The following is a 16,453-nucleotide window of genomic DNA, read 5'->3' on the forward strand; positions in this document are numbered from 1 at the left end:
ACCTCGAGGCCATCCCCGGCCGGCTCCCACGACGCAAAATTGGTCGCAATTCTCCGGTGAGTGCCACTCCGGGGAGGGTGAAACGAAACGTGCGCAGGGGGAGGTGCGAACGGCTTTGACCCGGCTCGGGATCACAGTTTCTCGCCGCCGGGATCACCAGAAGCAGCTGCCCACGCAACGAAGGTCCCGGTGACTTGCCCACCGAGACCTTCGTGTTGCTTCCGCAAAGCTACGGGCTCGCCGCGCTTTTTCGGGGCTAGCTGTCCAGCGTCGGGCCCGGCGCGAGTTCGTGCGGCACGAAGCGCACCATGATGGCCTTGAATCCCGGCGTATTGGATTCGCGTGCCACCAAGTCTCGGTGGACCAGTGCATTGGCTTCCGGGAAGTAGGCTGCTGCGCAGCCCTTGGCAGTCGGATAGGAGACAAGCCGGAAGCGGTTGGCCCGGCGTTCGGTGCCGCCAAAGGTGGAAATGACGTCCACCAAGGACTTGTCCTCCAAACCGAGTTCTGCAAGGTCCTGCGGGTTGATCAGGATGACGCGGCGCCCGTCCTTGATGCCGCGGTAGCGGTCGTCCAGACCGTAGAACGTGGTGTTGTACTGGTCGTGGCTGCGCATGGTCTGCAGGACCAGGTGGCCCTCGGGCGCGTAGAGCGCCTCGAAGGGCGAAACGGTGAACTTACCCTTGCCGATGTCGGTGGCGAAGGACCTGGTGTCGCGCGGAGGGTTGGGCAGCACAAAGCCGTTGCGCCCGCGCACCCGCTTGTTGAAGTCCCCGAAGCCCGGCAGCACGCGGGAGATGTGGTCGCGAATGACGTCGTAGTCCTCCGCCATTCCCTTCCAGTCGACCGAGTGGTCCTCGCCGAGAATGGCTTGGGCCATCCGCGCCACGATAACCGGCTCGGCGAGCAGGTGCTCGGAGACCGGCTTGAGTCGGCCCTGGGTGGAGTGGATGACCGACATGGAGTCCTCCACCGAGAGGAATTGTGCGCCGCCCGGGTGCTTGTCGTCCCGGTCGGTGCGTCCCAGGGTCGGCAGGATCAGCGAGGTCTGCCCGTGCACCACGTGGGAGCGGTTGGGCTTGGTGGAGATGTGCACCGTGAGCTTGGCGCGCTGCATGCCCGCCTCCAATGCCTCGGTTTCCGAGTTTGCAAGGGCGAAGTTCCCGCCCATGGAGACAAAGACGTCTACCTCGTCTTCCTCGAAGGCTTGCAGGGCCTCGGTGGAGTCGTAGCCATGGGCGCGCGGGGAATCGATGTTGAATTCGGCATCCAGGGCGGCCAGCAATGCCTCGCCCGGCTTTTCCCAGATGCCCATGGTTCGGTCGCCCTGGACATTTGAGTGTCCGCGGACCGGGCAGGCACCGGCGCCGGGCTTGCCGAAGTTCCCCTGCACCAGCAGGAGGTTGATGATTTCCTTCAGCGTGGGCACCGAGTGCGGCTGCTGCGTCAGGCCCAGCGCCCAGCAGAAGATGGAGGCCTTGGACTTGATGAGCAGGTTGGCAACGGTGGTGATCTCGGCACGGGTGAGCCCGGTGGCTTCCTCGGTGGCTTCCCAGTCCAGGGTTAAGCGGGCTTCCTTGTACGCTTCGAAGCCGTCGGTGGCCGAGTCGATGAACTCCTTGTCGATGACGGTGCCGGGGTTCTTGGCCTCGGCCTCGAAGATCAGGTGGCCGAAGGCCTGGAAGAGGGCCAGGTCCCCGCCGACCTTGATCTGCAGGAAGTGGTCGCTGATGTCATCGGAGCGTCCCAGCATGCCATTGAGCGACTGCGGATCCTTGAACCCGAAGAAGCCGGCCTCGGGCAACGGGTTGACCGCCACGATGTGGGCGCCGCGCTTGCGGGCATCGGCGAGGGCGGAAAGCATCCGGGGGTGGTTGGTGCCGGGGTTCTGGCCAATGACAAAGATCAACTCGGCGTGTTCGAAGTCCTCAAGGGAAACGGTGCCCTTGCCGATCCCGATGGTGGGGTTCAGCGCGGAGCCGGAGGATTCGTGGCACATGTTTGAGCAGTCGGGCAGGTTGTTGGTGCCCAGCGAGCGGGCCAGCAGCTGGTACATGAACGCGGTCTCGTTGGCGGTGCGCCCCGAGGTGTAGAACACGCACTTTTCCGGCGTGGTCGCGTTCACATGCTCACCGATGGTGGCAAAGGCCTGTGACCAGGTGATCGGCGTGTAGTGGCTTTCGCCCTCGCGGATGATCATCGGCTCGGTGATCCGGCCTTGGGAGCCGAGCCAGTACTCGGTCTTCTCACGCAGCACGTTGATGGGGTGCTTGGCCCACCACTCGGGAGTCACCGTGCGGGCGCTGGCTTCCTCGGCGATGGCCTTGGCGCCGTTCTCGCAGAACTCCGCGGGCTTGCGCGCCCCGGTGATGGATTCGGGCCAGGCGCAGCCCGGGCAGTCGAACCCGCCGCGCTGGTTGATGCGCAGCATCGAGCTCAGTGTCCGGCTCACGCCCGCCTCGGAGAAGCCGCGTTCCAGTGACACCATCACTGCCTTGACCCCGGCCGCGCTGCGTTTTGGCTCGGTGACTTTCAGGTCATCCTCGTTGATGTCCTGCGTTGGGGCTGGCCGATGCATGTATCCTCCACGTCGAAGTGCGGTGTTGTTGACCGTAGTCGCGCGTGCCGGAAACCGGGTGCCTTATTCGGGCTATGAACCGGTTTTCACCCGGTCGGCATGCGTATATAAGTTCACCGTACTACCCCGTGAGAAACCCGCAAGCGTCAACCCGGTTTCATCGGCCAATTCCACTGCCAGCGAAGAGGGAGCACTGACCGCCGAAAGGACCGGGATCCCTGCCATCGCGGCCTTTTGCACCAGTTCGAAGGAGGCCCGCCCAGAGACTTGCAGGATGGTGTCATGAAGCGGTAATTTTTGTTCGCGTAGCCCGGCCCCGATGACCTTGTCCACGGCGTTGTGCCGTCCCACGTCCTCGCGAAGGACCAGCAGCTCGCCGTCGGTGGTGAACAGCCCCGCCGCGTGCACTCCCCCGGTGGCGCTGAAGAGATTTTGTGCCTCGCGCAGGGTGTCGGGCAATCCCAGCAGCACCTTCACATCCAGGTGGCCCCGGGCCGGGTCCAGCGGATAGGAGGACTTCTTGGAGACCTCGTCGATGGAGTTGGTGCCGCAGATCCCGCAGGCCGAGGAGGTCACGACGTTCCGTGCCGCGGAAAGATCCGGGGCCTGGGCCCCGAAACCAACCTGCACGTCGATGACGTTGAAGGTCTGGTTGCCGTCCTCGTCGGTGCCGGCGCAATAGCGCATGGAGACCAGGTGCTCGGTGCGGCTGATGATTCCCTCGGCGAGAAGGAAGCCGGCGACCATGTCGAAGTCGTCTCCGGGGGTGCGCATGGAGGTGGTGAAGGACGTCCCGTTGAAGCGAATTTCCAGGGGTTCCTCGACCGCGAGTTTTTCCTCGCGCGCGATCCGCGCACCATCTAGCGTGGCGCGGACGATGCGCCTGCGTGCTATTTTCCGTCCCATATCTTTATTGCCCTTCTAGCCTTGGCCGCGTTCCGCAGCTCGCGCGGTGCGGCGACCGCACACCTACCAAGGTAGCCGAAGATAGGGCACCGGGTCGCCGGCTGTGGCGCCGTCGGGACCCACCACCAAGATGGCGTCGGCAGCGGCCAGTCCGCGCAGCATGGCAGGTGCCACATGTTCGGCCGGTGCCAGTGCATCGGGGTCGGCACCGCCGGCAGCCGGGACCCAACGGGCCGGGACCAGACGGGTCCTGCCCGGTAGCTTGGTGAAGTCCGTGGCCGAGGTTGCCGTGTGGAGTTCGGCCAATGCGCTGCCGTTTGCCCCGCGCAGGATCGGGTCGACGAGTGTTGCAACGGCCATGAGCGCGGCCAACGGGTTGCCGGGCAGGGCCACCAACAGGCGGTTGCCGGGAAGCACCGCGACCATTGACGGGTGGCCCGGTCGCATGGCCACGGAGGAGATGGCTTCCCGCCCCCCGATGGCGCTGACCGCGGCGCGCACGAAGTCGCGCTCGGAGAATCCAGTGCCCCCGGTGGTCACCACCAGGGCAGCCGCCCTGGCGTCTTCGCCGTCGATGGCCGCGATGGTGGCAGCAAGGGTGTCTCCGATGCGGGTACTGCTGGCAACCGTGCCGCCGAGGGCCGCTACGACCAGGGGCAGCACCGGGGAAAAACCGTCTCGGACCTGGCCAGGTGTCGGGTGACCTGAGGTGATGACCTCATCCCCGGTGAACACCAGGTGCACGGGCGGGACGGCAGCGACCGGGAGTTCGTCGTGTCCCGCCACCGCTGCCGTGGCGATCACACCGGCCCGCAGCAGCGTACCCGCGGCGGCCAGCACATCCCCGGCGGAGGCCTCGGTGCCGGAGGGCCGGATGTCGTCGCCAGCGCGCAATGTCCGCTCGCTGGAGAGCAGGCTTCCCTGGAGCGTCGAGTGCTCGACACGCAGGATGGCCGTGGTGCCCTCGGGAATCAGGGACCCGGTGACCACGGCGCTGGCTTCGCCGGCGGCGAGCACCACGCGGTCCGCCGCAGCGGGGTTGGCTGCGTGCGCCCTGAGCAGTTTCCACGGCCCGGTGCCGTTGACGGCGTATCCGTCCATGGCCGAGGTGGCGCAATGCGGCATCGGGTAGGCGGCCGTCAGATCGGCGGCCAGGATTCGTCCGCCGGCCAGGTGAAGGGGAACGGTTTCGCGAATGCCGGCAATCCTGGAGCCCAGCGCATGGGCATCGGCGCGCGCGGCCTCCCACTGGTGGTCTTCCATGGCGCCCGTGCTAGGCGTTGTCAGGGGAGTCGGTGCGTGCTGCAAGGACCTCGCGGGCCAATCCGTCGGCCGCGTCCATGGCGTCCAGTTCGCCCGACCGGGAGCTGCCGACGGCCAGGCCGGCCGCGTAGCCTGCCACGTAGGTGGTCAGCGGTGCCGCCGGACGGACAATGGTGTGGGCGGCCACCCCTGCAAGCGAAAGAACCTGGTCGATGTCGATCCTGGTGTCGGCGAGGTCAAAGGCCGCCAGCAGTTCCTTGACCCAATCCTCGAGCTCGGCTGCAGGCATGGTGCGTTCTCCTTGTCAGTGGCCGTTGGCCACCGCTATCCCGTGGCGCCCGGCATCCCCGGGCGTATCGATGTCGCTGAAGTCCGCATCCGGGAGCTTCAGGCGTTCCATCTGCACTGTAGCAAGCAGACGCATCATTGACGCATTTTCGAGACTTCCGCGGGGTTCGGTGGCCTGGTCGATGGCCTGTCGCAAGGAGGAAGTGAGGATGGCGCAGGAGAGTGTCTGCAGCACGCCCGAGGCATCCTGGGGTACCCACGCCTCCACCCCTTTGGAGGGCTTCCCTGTGGCCGCCAGCAGGGCGTCCACGACAGGACCCGGATCCAGGAAGTCCGAAGCCAGCACCACGGTCAGTTCTGAGGCCTGGTTCTGGCGTTGGGCGCTCTCGTCGTCGGGGCCGTCGTCCAGGGCCGCCCGTCCGGCGGCGACCGCTGCCGCTGGACCGGAAAAGCTGGGGTATTCGCGGGTGATGACCACGCGCTGGAAATCCGGCGCGGTATCCATGTACCGGGTGACGGCTTCGGCCAGGGCATGGGTGCCGACCACGGCGATGGCCTGCGCGTCCCGGACGGCGTTCAGGGAATGCTCCAGCAGCGTTTCCCCTCCGTGTTCCAGTAGGGGCTTGCTGACGCCGCCCAGGCGGGATCCACGGCCACCGGCCACAATAATCGCATCGAATTTCATGCTGCACTCCGTAAGAAGGGACTCCAGGCCTCTGCGGGGCGCTCAAGCTCGGTGATGAACCACTGGGCGCCACGCGGTCGGCTCGGGGCGAACCGCAGCTTCCAGCCAAGCTGTGCTAGCGTCCGGTCCCCCTTGGCGCTGTTGCAGCCTTGGCATGCCGCTACTAGATTCTCCCACGAATCCTCCCCGCCGCGGCTGCGCGGCACGATGTGGTCAATCGTGTTGGCGCTGCGTCCGCAGTATCCGCAGCGGTGCCCGTCGCGGCGCAGCACGCCGCGGCGCGAGACATTGACGGTGTTGCGGTAGGGAAGTCGGATGTACCGATTTAGCAGGATCACCGTCGGCCGGGGCATCACCTGGTTGACCCCGACGATCGGGTCTCGGTCGTCATCGGCAAGGACGGTGGCCTTCCCGGTGAGGACAAGGAGAAGTGCCCGGCGGAAGGTGATGACCGCCAGCGGTTCAAATCCTGCATTCAGTACTAGGGTTCGCATACGCGCATCCTTAGATCCTGACCCGGCGCAACGCGAGGGACCCGTCCACGACGGAAGTCCCTCACGGTGGCGCACACGGCACTCGGCTTTGGCTCCTGTGACCTAGCCTAAGACAAGAAACAGCGGTTTTGCGTGTATTTGTGGAAAACCAGTTGAAATTGCCACCATAATTTTCCCTGCAGTACACCCCTCGAACACCTGGCGGGCAGGGAACCCGGACTCATTCCTTGGGTCAGCGGCCCGGAGTATGGCGAACCGTGAATCCCTTGGCGGAATTGGTCGAATGCTCGACTCCGGCTGAACTGGAAATCCAGATTTGCTTCTCATCTGCGCTCATGGCGACTGCTTTGAACATACCCATGGCCTGAGTGACCTCACTCCAGCTCACCCCCCGTCCGTGCTGGTACACGCGACATTTTTCGCCGGCTACGTGACCTTGGCCCATTCAACTTTTTTGAGTGGACGAATCATGTATCACCCACTGTCAGCGGAAAGCGGGTTCTTGCCGTGGCAATCTCGGGTGGGCCCGCCCGGATCACGGAGAGCGGTCGGAGCGCCACCCGGGGCTTCAGGCTAGGAGGCTCGACCTCCGGCTGCTCACGCTACTCCCCTGCCCCGGCACCAATGAGGGCTGCAGGTAGAGGTGCTTGCGGGCTTCCTCCCGGACGCGTTGAATCTTGTCATGGTGCTTGCCCTTGGTTGACTTTTCGGCCAGACCTGTGGCCTGATCGTTCACCCGGCCACCGGCCTGCCTGCACTCGGAGTTCTTTGTTGCTTCCATCATGATCCTGCGGAATTTATCCAAACCCGACCCAGCGTTTCCCGCTACGACCGTTCCTGTCGGGGAGGTCGGTCTCTATCAGGTGTCCCTGGGGACAAATGGACGCGATAGGTCTTGGCTGTTTCCCCGTCCTTGGTTGTATGTGCATGCACGGGTGCCCATCCGAGCCGTTCGTAGAAGCGCCCGGCTCCGCCCGGACCTGCCTTGGTCACGAGTTCGGCCAACGGTGCCCCCGCGTCCGAAGCCTGGGAGAGGAAATGTTTCACCAGCCGTTCGCCCACACCGTGGCCCCGGGATTCCGGGTGCACCACAAGAGCGGTGATGACAGCGACACGAGGCACGGGCACAGGCACACGGACGGCCGCAGGAGCCACCTCGGTGACCGGCCGCTTGAGCAGTCGTCTCAGGTAGGACCTGCCGCGGGTGCGCAAGAACCCCAGGAACAGCTTGGGCCGTATCACCAGGGCGAGGCCTCCCTGGACGGCCAGCCGCGTCCGGTGCCCTCGGAGCACGTCATCGACGTGACGGAGCTGGTCGCTGGAGCCGAACAGGAAGCCCAACGGTACCTGGCCGTCCGGGCCCTGGGCTTCGGCGATGAATGCGAACCCGCGCGGTGCGTCGAGGAAGGTCGCATGCCAGTGCCGGACGAACCTGGGACCCAGCCGGGGAAACAGCCCGTCGCGGAGGTACCGGCATTGCCAGTGGCCCGTCAGGGAAAGATCGGAGGATGAGGCGCGGCGAATCGTGACGCCTGCAGGAAGGGGCATTGGCTTGGTGTTCCTCCGGATTTTGGGGCGGTAACCGAACGGGATCACTTGCCGTCCGTGCTGAAGGATTCTCCGCCGTCGACGGAATGCTCGATGCCGGTGGGCGTGGCAACCCAAATCTGCGGGCGCTCATCCGGGCCAGCGGCGGCAAGGGCCGAGGGCTGGCCGGTGACGGCCCCGGTGGCCCGCCAGGTCCGGCCCGCGTCCGAGCTGACATGCACTGCCCCGTCCGGTGCCACGCCGATGACCGTTGAAGCGGTGGCAAAGGCTGTCAGCAGCAGGACCGGCCCGGCCGAGGGTGCCGCCCAGGTTTTCCCGCCGTCGGTGGAACGGTGCACGCCTGCCTCCGTGGTGGCCAGGACGATATCGCCGGTCGGTGTCCCAGACAGGTGATAGGGCTCGAAGCCTCCGTCGTGGGTGGTCCAGGTTTTCAGGTCCGTGGTGGTCTTCAGGGTTCCGTCAAAACCGATGATCCCGCTGCGGGTGACCGCCAGGGCGTGGAAATCAGAGACGCCGCCCAGGGAGAGCTGTTGCCAGGTTTCCCCGCCATCCTGGGAGCGGAGCAGTCCTGCGGGTTCGGGCAGGCCGGTGTCAGGTGCCGGGTGGCCGGAGGCGTAGTAGTGGTCATTGCCGGCGGGTGCGAAGCCCATCAGGTCGATGGCGGGGCCAATCTTCTCCGGGGTTCCGGAGCCGAGGCCGAAGAGCCCGTCATGGGTGGCCAGCATGACTTTTCCGGTGTCGGAATCGACCGCCATGCCGTGGATGTGGGCGAAGGGTTGGGCCGGTGCGGCGGCGGGTTGCGGGCCCTGGGGGGATGCGGGGGTGCAGGAAGCCAGAAGCATCACCAAGGCCGCGGCGGCGGCCACACGGGCCGTGGTGTGGGCAGCAAAAAAGGACGGACGGATCACGAGGGAGTCTCCAAGACAGGAACAAGGGGGGCGTTGACGAGGGAGCTGCGGGGCGCATCGTGCGCCCCGCAACCAGATGGCGCGGTGCCTTTAGAGGCCGGCCAGCATTTCCTTCATCGTCTCGATTTCTCCGCCCTGGTCCTGGGCCATTTTTTCAGCCTGGGCGACGGCGTCAGGGTTGGACCCGTTGGCGGCTTCTTCCTCGGCCATCGTGACCGCGCCCTCGTGGTGCTTGATCATTTGGGTCAGGAAGAGCCTGGCGGCCTCGGTTCCCTGGGCGGCTTCCAGGGATGCCATGTCGTCCTCGGTCATCATGCCTTCCATGCCGTGGTCCCCCGACATGGTGGCCGGTTCACCCCAGGCACTGAGCCAGTCGGTCATGGTCTTGATTTCCGGGCCTTGGGCGGCCTTGATGTCTTCGGCCAGGGCGGTGACCGCCGGGTCGATGCCGTCCTTGGCGAGCATCACCTCGCTCATCTCCACGGCTTGCTCGTGGTGCGGGATCATCATCTGGGCAAACATAGCATCGGCGCTGTTGTGGTCTGCCGCCGCGGGGGTTTGGGCGGACGGGGAGGCGGACATGGTGCCGTGGTCCATGCTCGGAGTGGCGGTCGTGGTGGTGGTGTCCGTTCCGGTCTCGGTGGCGCAGCCGGTCAGTGCCAGGGCGGCTGCAAGAGCGGTCGCTGAAATAAGGGTCAGGTGTTTCATGGGAGTTTTCCTTCACAAGTCGTTCGGATGCTGTCAATCGGCCCGCGGGGGTGCGGGCGCGCGAAAACTGGCCCGCACCAATCTGGCGGGGGCCAAGGTTTTACGTGCGGCTGATGGACAGTTCGATCAGTGAAGGAGGGGGTAGGAGGTAATCGGTGGCGCCAGTGACCGGCGGCGGGCCGCGCAGCCCCAAGTCGCCGGGGAGGACCAGGAGTACCGGAAGGAAAAGCCAGGACAGGCTACCGGCCCCCGGTGCCAGGTCGCAGCCCGCTGCCTGCGGCATGTCACTGCAGCAGCTAAGGCATGCCGTCTCCGCCCCGGCCGTCGCCGGGGAGGACACCGATGAATCGTGGGTGTGGTCCGCGGGACCGGCACGGTGGTGGTCACCACCGGACGCGGGAGCCGCCACAGGGGAACCGGCCATGGATGTTCCGGCGTGGGCGCCGGTGATGGTGTGCATTCCCATCAGGCTCAGGACGAGCAGGACCAACGTCAGAAGGGTCGGTAACGGGAGGAAGCGAGCAGCGTGACGCCGCCGCAGCGCTGTGCCGATGCGCATGTCTCCCGCCTTTCGCTCGATTGTCTTCCCTCCAGCTTACCGGGGTGTTCCGGGGTCCAGTGTCCCGGTTGGGGGATAGTGGTCGGGCTTAGTGGTTGATGGTTAGTGGTCGGGTCGAGCCTGAGCCGGCGCAGCAGTTGCGCGTTCAGGGCGACCACAATGGTGGAAACGGACATCAGGATCGCGGCCACTGCCGGGGAGATGGCGACCCCGGCAAAGGCCAAGGCCCCGGCGGCCAGGGGAACGGCAATAATGTTGTAGCCGGTGGCCCAGGCCAGGTTTTGGATCATCTTGCGGTAGCTGGCCCGGGATAGATCGACCATGGAGAGCACCGCGCGCGGGTCGTTGCCGGCCAGGACCACCCCGGCCGATTCCACCGCGACGTCAGTGCCGGCGTCGATGGCGATGCCGACCTCGGCCCGTGCCAGCGCGGGGGAGTCGTTGACCCCGTCGCCGACCATGGCGACCTTCAGTCCTCGGCCCTGGAGCTCGGCGACCTTCTTGTCCTTGTCCTGCGGCAGGACCTGGGCGAAGACCTCGTCGATGCCCAGCTGTGCGGCCACGGCCTCGGCGACCTGTGCCGCGTCGCCGGTGATCATGGCGACCATGATGCCGCGGTTCTGCAAGGCACGGATCGCTTGGAGCGATTCCTCGCGCACCTCGTCCTCCAGGGCGAGGGCCCCGATGACCTGTCCGTCCCGGATGACGTGGAGCACCGAGGCGCCGCGGCCGGTCCACGGCGCAGTCAGTGATGCCAAGACTGTGGGGATGTCGTAGTGTTCCGCGGCGATCAGGTTCGGCCCGCCGACCGATAGCTGGCAGCCGTCGACTTCGGCTGTGGCCCCGCGCCCGGTCAGGGACGCGAACCCGGTGGCCTGCGGCACCGCCAGGGCCCCTGCCCGTGCCGCTTCGACGATGGCCCGGGCGGAGGGGTGCTCGCTGTCGGCCTCGACGGCGGCGGCCAGCGCCAACACCTCGTTCTCGTCCACGCCGTCGGAGCCGGCGATTCCCGTCACGGCGGGCCGGCCCTTGGTCAGGGTGCCGGTCTTGTCAAAGAGCACGACGTCGATGGTGCGCATCCGCTCCAAGGCGATGCGGTTCTTGATCAGGACCCCGGCGCGGGCCGCCTGTTCGGTGGAGATGGCGATGACCAGCGGAATGGCCAGTCCCAGGGCGTGCGGGCACGCGATGACCAGCACGGTCACGGTGCGTATGACCGCTTCGTCGGGGCTGCCCAGCAGCAGCCAGATGATGAAGGTGAGGGCGCCGGCGCCGAGTGCGAAATAGAACAGTAAGGCAGCGGCCCTGTCGGCCAGGGCCTGGGCCCGGGAGGAGGAGGCCTGGGCTTCGGCGACCAGCCGTTGGATGCCGGCCAGCGCGGTGTCGGCGCCGGTGGCGGTGACCCGCACGCGCAGGGCGCTGTCGGTGGCCACGGTGCCGGCGATGACGGTGTCCCCGGGGCTCCGGGGTACGGTCTTGGATTCCCCGGTGATCATGGATTCGTCCAGCTCTGCCCGGCCCTCGGTGATTTCGCCGTCGGCCGGAAGCCGTGCCCCGGAGCGGACCAGCAGGATGTCTCCGGAGGCCAGTTCGGACAGGGCCACCGTTTCGGTGCCGGTGTCGGTGATGCGTTCGGCCTCGTCCGGCAGCAGTTCGGCCAGGGCATCCAGGGCGCCGCGGGCCGATCCGAGGGCGCGCATTTCGATCCAGTGACCCAGCAGCATGATGACCACCAGCAGGGACAGTTCCCACCAGAAGTCCAGGTTGAAGCCGCCGATGCCCAGGGTGGTGGTCCAGGAGGCGGCGAAGGCGACGGTGATGGCCAGGGAGATCAGCAGCATCATTCCCGGCTGCCGGTCCTTCAGTTCGCTGGCCCCTCCCTTGAGGAACGGGGTGCCCCCGTAGAGGAAGATGATGGTGCCGAGCACCGGGGGTATCAGGGATGAGCCGGGGAAAACGGGGATGTGGTAGCCCAGCAGATGGCCGACCATGGGACTGAAATAGAGCACGGGGACCGACAGTGCCAGGCTGAGCCAGAACTTGCTCCTGAACATGGCGGTGCTGTGCCCGGCATGCTGGCCATGGCCGTGGACGACATGATCATCCTCGGTACCGGGGTGCGCGTGCCCGGCAGGCATAGCTCCGCGCATAACGTGTCCCCCCTCGGGCTGGCCGGAAGCGTGGTGGCCGTCTTCTTGTTGATTGACGGGCAGAGGTCCGGGGTCCATGTGGTGTGGTCCGCTGTTCATGATTCTCCTCAATCCCGACGACGCCGCGTCCTGGGATCCGGTAAGGGCAGGCTCCTTTGTGGAGCACGAATCCGATACCACCGAAATTATACCCCCCTAGGGTATATGTCAACAGGGAGGTGGACCGTACCCGGGACAGGCCCGCGCGGGGTCGGTATCCTTGAAGATTGTTGGCATCAGCCGTCTCGCCGATACCCGACGCTGGCCGGAATGGGGTGCGGCGACCCGCTAAATGGACGGTTACTGCGCTTCCTATCCGCCGGAATGGTCCTGGATTCCCGCCAGGATAACCACGATGAGGCGGCGCACGGCATCCTCGGAGGGCAATTCGCGGGCGGCGGCGGTTGCATGCAGGCAGTAGCCGGCCAGTTCCACCGGGGTCAGGTCCTTTCGGAGGGCTCCGGCATTCGCTGCCTCGGTGACCAGGTCCTCGAGGAAGACGATGAGATGTTCCTGCGCCTGCGCGACATGGGTTCCTTGGTGGAGCAGGGCCGCCGGCCCCTCGCCGCCGTGCCGGAAGATGATCAGTGCGTAGGCCTCGAGTACGGCACGCAGACGCTCCAAGGGGCCAATGGCGGAATCCCGGACACCGGCGAGATGGACCAGGTGGTCGTGGACCTGTCGCTGGTGCCAAGAGGTGAGGATGGCTTCGACATCCGGAAAATACTTGTACAGGGTGGCCCGCCCGATGCCGGTCCTCTCGGCAATCTTCGACATGGTCACCGACATCAATCCATGGTCGGCCACCAGGGCCGCGGCGGCGTCAAGGACCGCCCCGCGCACCGCCTGGCGGTGCGCATCGATTGTCTCGCTCCATAACTTAGGCACACACCTAGTATACGGAACGCCGATGTAACAGCGCTTTGTTTGTGGCGTGACAATATGTCTCGTAAAATAAGGGGTGCTGGTACCTCCGCCGGCTCCCGTACCCCTTCAGGAAGGCCGCCATGGACAGTCCAACCTCCGGTTCCCACCCCCCGGATACCAGCAGCGGACGGCCGCCACGCGGACCGGCCCCCAAAACGCCCCGCTGGGTCAAGGTGTTTGTGGTCATAGCGCTGGTCCTGGTGGCGTTCTTGGTCATCGGCCTACTGAGCGGCGGAGAACACGGCCCCGGACGCCATTTCTCCGCAGAGGGCGCTCCTTCCGGAATGGCGGAGGCCGATCTGCGGTGATCATGGCACCAAAGTTGCGCAAGGCAGCATTGACGGCACACATCGGCTGTTCTGTGGGTTGGCTCGGTGCGGTCGCCGGATTCCTTGCCCTGGCAATCGCAGCCGTGACGACCGGGGACCGGCAGGTGGCGCAAGCGGCCTATATTGCAATGGAGCTTATGGGCTGGTCGATCCTGGTCCCGCTGAGTGTTGCCACGCTGACGACCGGCCTCATCCAGTCTCTGGGCACCGCTTGGGGCCTCATCCGGCACTACTGGATCCTCATGAAACTGCTAATCACCGTGCTGGCGACCGCCGTCCTGATGATGTACATGCAGACTTTGCGCCATTTGGCCGACGCCGCAATGGGTACCGCGCCAGCTGCAGGGGAAATCCTTCCCAGCTTTTCCCCGGTTCTCCATGCCGGCGCCGCGCTGCTGGTGCTTGTGGTGGCACTTGTTCTGTCCGTGTTCAAGCCGCGCGGAATCACCGGGTGGGGACTGTCCCGCAAGCAGGAGGCGACCGAGTCACCAAGTTGACCTACCCATTAGCCTTGAGCGGGACGGGGGCGGTCGTGCTGCGGTACCTTGATGCCGTGCCGACGGATCAGTCGACCTCGGACACGGCCGGCTCCATGGCGCGTCGGCCCAAGGGCTTGGCACCGGAGCCGGTGGCCTTGACCACGGCCACGGCAATGGCCGTAGTCACCGGAATGGCCAATACCAGCCCGATCGAACCCACCAGGATTCGAATGACTTCCTCGGCCATTTGGCCGGTGGTGAGGGTGTCCATCAGGGGTCGGTCGTACAAGCTCACCAACACCAGGATCGGCAGTGCCGCGCCGGCGTAGGCGAAGGCAATGGTGTAGACGGTCGAGGCGATGTGGTCCCGGCCGATGCGCATCCCCGAGGCGAAAAGCTGCCGGGCAGTGGAATGCGGTGCGATTTCCGCCAGCTCCCAGACCGCGGAGGACTGGGTGATGGTCACGTCGTTGAGCACGCCCATGCCGGCGATGAGCAGGCCGCACAGCAACAACCCGGAGAGACTGAGTTCGGGCACCACCGTGCTGAGAGTCAGGGCCGAATCCTCGGTTGCACCGGTCAGCGCCGCAGCGTCGGTGGCCCAGGTGGCTATCGCCGCGGTGACGCCCAGCCCGAACAGCGTGCCCAGCAGCGCCGTGGAGGTCCGTGCGGAGAATCCGTGGGCAAAATACAGTGCTGCAAACATGACGATGGTGGACGTCGTGAGCCCAACCAGCATGGGGGATTTTCCTTCGAGCAGCGCCGGCACCATGAAGCTCACAATGAAGAACAACCCGCCGGCGAGCCCTGCCAAGGCACGCAGCCCGCGCCACCGCGCGACCATGCACACCACCGCCGCATAGGCGATGCCGAGCAGGGCCAGCGGGGTCGAGCGCACAAAATCAACGAAGACATACGGCGCGGATGTATCCGTGGTGTGCGACAGGTCGAGGTACTTGATCTTGTCCCCGGCCTCAAGTGGCCGGGACTGGGTCGTTTCCGGCGGAACTTCCAGGGCGAAGGATGCGCCGCCCGCCTCGGGGGCGACATAGGAAATCTCGCACATCAGTTCCTTGCCGCCGACCTCGTCCAGTCCCTGGGAGGACGGGCAGACTTCACTCACGGTCCGGGTGACGGTTCCGGTGGAAAGCTCCGCACCGTTGGCGGTGTTGAAGGTGTCGTTCAGCGGGGACTTGGCGATGTCGCCGCTGGGCCAGAGCATGATGGTTGCGATGAACGCCAGCACCCCCACCGGGGCAAGCAGGATCCAAAGGATGAGGTTGGCGCGTCGGCGCCGGGCCGGGTCAACGAGTACGTCGGCGTGGTGGTGTCCACCCATAAAAGGTTCAGCTCCAGACTGATTGAATGAGCGCGGTATGGCGAGATGCGGGAACATGTCGGGCCATAGCGAACAGGGAAGAAAATGTGGTCGGTGGTGGATCCGCATTGCCGCGAATCCACCAGCAAAAATGGGTCAGGACTCGCTACAGGGTGGAGAGCAGGTCATTTATGTTCTTGAATTCGGATTCCTGGGAAGAGGCGATGCTCTTGGCCAGGGCCACGGCGTCGGCGTTCTTTCCGTCGGTGACCTCGGTCCCGGCCTTCTCCACTGCGCCTTCGTCATGGGCGATCATCCCCGACAGCTCTGCGCCGCGGTGGGGGATCTCCGTCCGAGCGATGTTCGCTTTGCCAAAGTGATGCCCTGTCACAAAAAAGGAGTTCGCCGAGAGCTTGGACCATGCGGTTCAGGCTCTCGATGCTGGGGACGAATCTAGGAACGGTGCCCTGTTGGTGGCTGGCTACTGACAGCGTTGTATGCCTGATCCGGCAACGCTGCAAAAGGACAGCCGGGACCGTGAACTCCGCTGATTCACGGATTTCATCCTTCGCGGACAGGATTCTTGCTCTCGACCCCGCTTCGCTATCGAAAACGGGCACGGCAAAAAGATGGCTGGCCTCGGGGCCCCACCACTGCTTTACGTGCGACTGATCGAAAGCTGGATTAGCGAAGGTGTTATGTGTGCATGAATCCGGGGGACCGAGGAAACGGGTGGGGCGGGTAGTCCCCGACCTGGTACGGACCGAAATGTCCTCGAAACAGGATGGACGAAGAGTCCACCGATAGATAGGGCAAGAACACACATGCCGATCAAGGCTGACTCCACACCGCCCGGGGAATCCCCCGTAACTAAAGCAGGGGTATCGTCGGCCGGGGGGTGCTGAATCAGTGCTGGGAGCAGGTTCGGATCGTGAGCGGAATCCAGGATGGCTTCCTGACCGATGACCCCGACCCAGGGACTATGAGTTGCATGTGGAACATGGTGATCCACACCAAGAATGTGCATCCCGAGTAGGCCAAGGAACAACGCGATCAGAATATAAGCATGGCGAAACACCAACGGCAAGAATGCTCGGCTTTTTATCATGTCGGGCTACCTTCCCTGATAGGCGTTTCGGACCATGCCGTTGGGCCGAGGGCCTCCGTTATCACGACATTTGTCGACAATGGCGTAGCCCGGCTTTGGAGCTGGCGACATCGCAACACTGGCAAGATCGAAAAGTAGTGTGTCAATACCACATCAATGCCCTTGG

The 16,453-nt window shown here is 65.2% G+C and carries 16 protein-coding genes; 2 read left to right on the plus strand and 14 right to left on the minus strand.

The features are described from left to right. Positions 1–256: 256 nt before the first annotated feature. The 12 genes from Q2T94_RS03930 to Q2T94_RS03985 all read right to left on the minus strand — a co-directional run bounded on the left by Q2T94_RS03930 (position 257) and on the right by Q2T94_RS03985 (position 13,014). The gene (locus Q2T94_RS03930) at positions 257–2,578 is read right to left on the minus strand and encodes an FdhF/YdeP family oxidoreductase (RefSeq protein ID WP_302262963.1); all 2,322 of its coding nucleotides are present in this window, start codon (positions 2,576–2,578) and stop codon (positions 257–259) included. A 72-nt stretch (positions 2,579–2,650) separates the two neighbouring features. Then, positions 2,651–3,484: a formate dehydrogenase accessory sulfurtransferase FdhD gene (fdhD, locus tag Q2T94_RS03935; RefSeq protein WP_264268522.1), complete on the minus strand. Its 834-nt coding sequence runs from the start codon at positions 3,482–3,484 to the stop codon at positions 2,651–2,653. 63 nt (positions 3,485–3,547) lie between these two features. Next, on the minus strand, positions 3,548–4,747 hold the full coding sequence (locus Q2T94_RS03940) for a molybdopterin molybdotransferase MoeA (protein ID WP_264268523.1): 1,200 nt from the start codon (positions 4,745–4,747) through the stop codon (positions 3,548–3,550). 10 nt (positions 4,748–4,757) lie between these two features. After that, the gene (locus Q2T94_RS03945; RefSeq protein ID WP_264268524.1) at positions 4,758–5,036 is read right to left on the minus strand and encodes a DUF6457 domain-containing protein; all 279 of its coding nucleotides are present in this window, start codon (positions 5,034–5,036) and stop codon (positions 4,758–4,760) included. A gap of 15 nt (positions 5,037–5,051) precedes the next feature. Beyond that, on the minus strand, positions 5,052–5,720 hold the full coding sequence (gene mobA / locus Q2T94_RS03950; RefSeq protein WP_264268525.1) for a molybdenum cofactor guanylyltransferase: 669 nt from the start codon (positions 5,718–5,720) through the stop codon (positions 5,052–5,054). Next, the gene (locus Q2T94_RS03955) at positions 5,717–6,214 is read right to left on the minus strand and encodes an HNH endonuclease (protein WP_264268526.1); all 498 of its coding nucleotides are present in this window, start codon (positions 6,212–6,214) and stop codon (positions 5,717–5,719) included. Before Q2T94_RS03955 ends, mobA begins: the two co-directional genes overlap by 4 nt. Before the next feature lie 825 nt (positions 6,215–7,039). Then, positions 7,040–7,762 carry a GNAT family N-acetyltransferase gene (locus tag Q2T94_RS03960; protein WP_302262964.1) on the minus strand — a complete coding sequence of 241 codons (723 nt, stop codon included), beginning with the start codon at positions 7,760–7,762 and terminating at the stop codon, positions 7,040–7,042. 44 nt (positions 7,763–7,806) lie between these two features. Beyond that, positions 7,807–8,670: a F510_1955 family glycosylhydrolase gene (locus tag Q2T94_RS03965; protein ID WP_302262965.1), complete on the minus strand. Its 864-nt coding sequence runs from the start codon at positions 8,668–8,670 to the stop codon at positions 7,807–7,809. A 90-nt stretch (positions 8,671–8,760) separates the two neighbouring features. Next, entirely contained in the window at positions 8,761–9,378 is a 618-nt protein-coding gene (locus Q2T94_RS03970) for a DUF305 domain-containing protein (protein ID WP_302262966.1), read from the minus strand. A gap of 100 nt (positions 9,379–9,478) precedes the next feature. Next, positions 9,479–9,937 (minus strand): hypothetical protein, encoded by a 459-nt coding sequence (locus Q2T94_RS03975; protein ID WP_302263380.1) that lies wholly within the window; start codon positions 9,935–9,937, stop codon positions 9,479–9,481. Continuing rightward, positions 9,871–11,991, minus strand: coding sequence for a heavy metal translocating P-type ATPase (locus Q2T94_RS03980; RefSeq protein ID WP_302263359.1), 2,121 nt, complete (start codon positions 11,989–11,991; stop codon positions 9,871–9,873). The genes Q2T94_RS03975 and Q2T94_RS03980 overlap by 67 nt, the downstream gene beginning before the upstream one ends. A gap of 447 nt (positions 11,992–12,438) precedes the next feature. Beyond that, the gene (locus Q2T94_RS03985; RefSeq protein WP_302262967.1) at positions 12,439–13,014 is read right to left on the minus strand and encodes a TetR/AcrR family transcriptional regulator; all 576 of its coding nucleotides are present in this window, start codon (positions 13,012–13,014) and stop codon (positions 12,439–12,441) included. Positions 13,015–13,133: 119 nt separating this feature from the next. Between Q2T94_RS03985 and Q2T94_RS03990 the strand changes: the two genes are divergently transcribed. Continuing rightward, positions 13,134–13,361, plus strand: coding sequence for a hypothetical protein (locus tag Q2T94_RS03990; protein WP_302262968.1), 228 nt, complete (start codon positions 13,134–13,136; stop codon positions 13,359–13,361). Positions 13,362–13,363: 2 nt separating this feature from the next. Then, entirely contained in the window at positions 13,364–13,879 is a 516-nt protein-coding gene (locus tag Q2T94_RS03995) for a DUF2269 domain-containing protein (protein WP_302263360.1), read from the plus strand. A gap of 67 nt (positions 13,880–13,946) precedes the next feature. On the opposite strand, the gene Q2T94_RS04000 is transcribed toward Q2T94_RS03995, so the two are convergent. After that, positions 13,947–15,200 carry a YibE/F family protein gene (locus Q2T94_RS04000; protein ID WP_302262969.1) on the minus strand — a complete coding sequence of 418 codons (1,254 nt, stop codon included), beginning with the start codon at positions 15,198–15,200 and terminating at the stop codon, positions 13,947–13,949. Between the two features lie 145 nt (positions 15,201–15,345). After that, positions 15,346–15,495 carry a DUF305 domain-containing protein gene (locus tag Q2T94_RS04005; RefSeq protein WP_302262970.1) on the minus strand — a complete coding sequence of 50 codons (150 nt, stop codon included), beginning with the start codon at positions 15,493–15,495 and terminating at the stop codon, positions 15,346–15,348. Positions 15,496–16,453: the final 958 nt, after the last annotated feature.

The organism is Paeniglutamicibacter sulfureus (assembly GCF_030512175.1).
In the GTDB taxonomy this organism is placed as follows: domain Bacteria; phylum Actinomycetota; class Actinomycetes; order Actinomycetales; family Micrococcaceae; genus Paeniglutamicibacter; species Paeniglutamicibacter sulfureus.

Excerpts from the sequence above, each read along its gene's own strand:
- Q2T94_RS04005 (WP_302262970.1), bottom strand. The coding sequence starts at position 15,495 with ATGATCGCCCATGACGAAGGCGCAGTGGAGAAGGCCGGGACCGAGGTC.
- Q2T94_RS03945 (WP_264268524.1), bottom strand. The coding sequence starts at position 5,036 with ATGCCTGCAGCCGAGCTCGAGGATTGGGTCAAGGAACTGCTGGCGGCC.
- Q2T94_RS04000 (WP_302262969.1), bottom strand. The coding sequence starts at position 15,200 with ATGGGTGGACACCACCACGCCGACGTACTCGTTGACCCGGCCCGGCGC.
- Q2T94_RS03980 (WP_302263359.1), bottom strand. The coding sequence starts at position 11,991 with ATGTTCAGGAGCAAGTTCTGGCTCAGCCTGGCACTGTCGGTCCCCGTG.
- Q2T94_RS03940 (WP_264268523.1), bottom strand. The coding sequence starts at position 4,747 with ATGGAAGACCACCAGTGGGAGGCCGCGCGCGCCGATGCCCATGCGCTG.
- mobA (WP_264268525.1), bottom strand. The coding sequence starts at position 5,720 with ATGAAATTCGATGCGATTATTGTGGCCGGTGGCCGTGGATCCCGCCTG.
- Q2T94_RS03995 (WP_302263360.1), top strand. The coding sequence starts at position 13,364 with ATGGCACCAAAGTTGCGCAAGGCAGCATTGACGGCACACATCGGCTGT.
- Q2T94_RS03975 (WP_302263380.1), bottom strand. The coding sequence starts at position 9,937 with ATGCGCATCGGCACAGCGCTGCGGCGGCGTCACGCTGCTCGCTTCCTC.
- Q2T94_RS03930 (WP_302262963.1), bottom strand. The coding sequence starts at position 2,578 with ATGCATCGGCCAGCCCCAACGCAGGACATCAACGAGGATGACCTGAAA.
- Q2T94_RS03990 (WP_302262968.1), top strand. The coding sequence starts at position 13,134 with ATGGACAGTCCAACCTCCGGTTCCCACCCCCCGGATACCAGCAGCGGA.
- Q2T94_RS03970 (WP_302262966.1), bottom strand. The coding sequence starts at position 9,378 with ATGAAACACCTGACCCTTATTTCAGCGACCGCTCTTGCAGCCGCCCTG.
- fdhD (WP_264268522.1), bottom strand. The coding sequence starts at position 3,484 with ATGGGACGGAAAATAGCACGCAGGCGCATCGTCCGCGCCACGCTAGAT.
- Q2T94_RS03955 (WP_264268526.1), bottom strand. The coding sequence starts at position 6,214 with ATGCGAACCCTAGTACTGAATGCAGGATTTGAACCGCTGGCGGTCATC.
- Q2T94_RS03960 (WP_302262964.1), bottom strand. The coding sequence starts at position 7,762 with ATGCCCCTTCCTGCAGGCGTCACGATTCGCCGCGCCTCATCCTCCGAT.